Genomic DNA, 2104 nt, shown 5'->3' with positions numbered 1-2104 from the left:
GCAGCGCGCCGTCGTAGCCGTGGCCCGCCGCCGCCTCGCCCATCACCTTGAACATGGCGTCGGGCTCGACCTCCGCCCGGCGGAGGGCATAGCCATCCATCGAAGAGGCCGCGAATGGCGGCTGCGTACGGCGTGCGGTGACGGGCCGGGCCAGCACGCGCCCTGCCGCTTCGCGCAGGGGCACATCTTCGGCCTCCAGCGGGGCGACCAGCCGGAACAGCGCCTCCAGCGCCTCGCTGACGGAGATCACGGGGCTTCGAACCGGCCGGATTTGCCGCCGTCCTTCAGCGTGACGCGCAGCCCGCCGATTTCCATGCCGCGATCCACGGCCTTGGTCATGTCATATACCGTCAGGGCGGTGACGGAAGCCGCCGTCAGCGCCTCCATCTCCACCCCGGTCTGGCCGGTTGTCTTGACGGTGGCGGTGATGCGCAGGCCGGGCAGCTCCGCATCGGGTTCCAGATCGACGGTGACGGATGTGATCGGCAGCGGATGGCAGAGCGGGATCAGGTCGGCGGTACGCTTGGCCCCCATGATACCGGCCAGCCGGGCCACGCCCAGCACGTCGCCCTTCTTTGCCCGGCCTTCGCAAATGAGGTCGAAGGTTTCGCGCTGCATGGTGATATGGGTTTCCGCCGTGGCGATGCGGCCCGTCACCGGCTTGTCGGAAACGTCGACCATATGGGCATCGCCCTTGGCGTCGAAATGGGTAAGCGCCATTACATCCCTCCGGAAGTGAGCGGATTGGCGAGCAGCTCGCGCGTGGCCTGCTCCACATCCGCGTGGCGCATCAGGCTTTCCCCGATCAGGAAGATGCGCGCGCCGTACATCGCGAGGTCCGACAGGTCCTTGGGCGTGGAAAGCCCCGACTCGGAGACCATGAGCCGGTCCTCCGGCACCTGTTTCGACAATCTGCGCGTGGTGTCGAGCGATGTCTCGAATGTATTCAGGTCGCGATTGTTGATCCCCAGAAGGCGGCTCTTGAGCTTGGTCGCGCGCTCCAGTTCGGCCGCATCATGCACTTCGATCAGGCAATCCATGCCCCATTCGGTGGCTGCCGCTTCCAGTTCCGCGGCCTGCGCGTCGGAAACGGAGGCCATGATGATGAGGATGCAATCGGCCCCGAGGCTGCGTGCCTCGACCACCTGATAGGGATCGTACATGAAATCCTTGCGCAGCACCGGCAGATGGCATGCCGCGCGCGCATCGGTCAGAAACTGTTTGGCCCCCTGAAACGACGGCGTATCGGTGAGCACCGAAAGGCAGGTGGCGCCGCCCGCCTCATAGGCCTGCGCCAGTGCCGCGGGGTCGAAATCCTCGCGGATCAACCCCTTGGAGGGGCTGGCTTTCTTGATCTCGGCGATGAGGCCATAGCCTTCGCGGGATGCTTCGTGCAGCGCCTCTGCAAAGGGGCGCACGGTGGGGGCGAGGCGCGCGGCCTCTTCGACCTGCGCCAGCGGGCGCGCGGCCTTGTCGGCGGCCACCTCTTCCAGTTTGTAGGCCTTGATCTTGTCCAGAATGGTATCGGTCATGGGGCGTCCTTCGTGTTCGCCCAGTTTATGGCCGCCAAGCCCTGCGCCTGCAACCACGCATTGGTGCGGCTGAAGGGGCGCGATCCGAAAAAGCCGCGCCGCGCCGACAGCGGCGAGGGATGTGGCGTTTCGATCTTAAGGTTGCGCGGCGCGGCCACGTCTGCCGCCGCCTTCTGCGCATGGGCCCCCCAGAGCAGATAGGCGCGCGGGCGATCCGACAGGTGCCGCAATATCTGCGTGGTGAGCTTATGCCAGCCGAGGGTCCGGTGCCCGCCCGCGTTGCCCGCCGGCACGGTCAGGACGGTATTGAGCAGCAGCACGCCCTGATCGGCCAGAAAGCGCAGATCCGCATCCGGGGGGGATGCGCCGATATCGTCGCGCATTTCGCGATAGATGTTGGCGAGCGATCGGGGCAGGGGTGACACATCCGGTGCCGCGGAAAAGGCGAAACCATGGGCATGGCCCGGCGTGGGATAGGGATCCTGCCCCAGAATCACGACGCGCACGGCGTGGGGCGGCGTGCGCCTCAGGGCGGCGAAAACCGCGTCCCCCGGGGGCAGGGTGGGGCGTTC

The 2104-nt window shown here is 66.8% G+C and carries 3 protein-coding genes and 1 pseudogene; all 4 read right to left on the bottom strand.

What is annotated here, in order from left to right:
* A pseudogene (locus A3764_RS14140) lies at positions 1-250 on the bottom strand (molybdopterin molybdenumtransferase MoeA); the annotation flags it as partial.
* Positions 247-720 (bottom strand): cyclic pyranopterin monophosphate synthase MoaC, encoded by a 474-nt coding sequence (moaC, locus tag A3764_RS14135; RefSeq protein ID WP_067923397.1) that lies wholly within the window; start codon positions 718-720, stop codon positions 247-249. The gene moaC and the pseudogene A3764_RS14140, both read right to left, overlap by 4 nt.
* Positions 720-1532 carry an indole-3-glycerol phosphate synthase TrpC gene (gene trpC, locus A3764_RS14130; protein ID WP_067923400.1) on the bottom strand — a complete coding sequence of 271 codons (813 nt, stop codon included), beginning with the start codon at positions 1530-1532 and terminating at the stop codon, positions 720-722. Before trpC ends, moaC begins: the two co-directional genes overlap by 1 nt.
* Positions 1529-2104, bottom strand: a 576-nt coding sequence (locus tag A3764_RS14125; RefSeq protein ID WP_067951695.1) for a uracil-DNA glycosylase, incomplete at its 5' end; no start/stop codon positions are given. The genes trpC and A3764_RS14125, both read right to left, overlap by 4 nt.

The sequence above is a fragment of the Sulfitobacter sp. HI0129 genome (genome assembly GCF_001635395.1).
Lineage (GTDB): Bacteria > Pseudomonadota > Alphaproteobacteria > Rhodobacterales > Rhodobacteraceae > Sulfitobacter.
Note: the sequence above shows the minus strand (reverse complement) of the source record. Positions and strands in the feature narration are given on the sequence as shown.

Coding starts and splice junctions, on each gene's coding strand:
- moaC (WP_067923397.1), bottom strand. CDS start 720: ATGGCGCTTACCCATTTCGACGCCAAGGGCGATGCCCATATGGTCGAC.
- trpC (WP_067923400.1), bottom strand. CDS start 1,532: ATGACCGATACCATTCTGGACAAGATCAAGGCCTACAAACTGGAAGAG.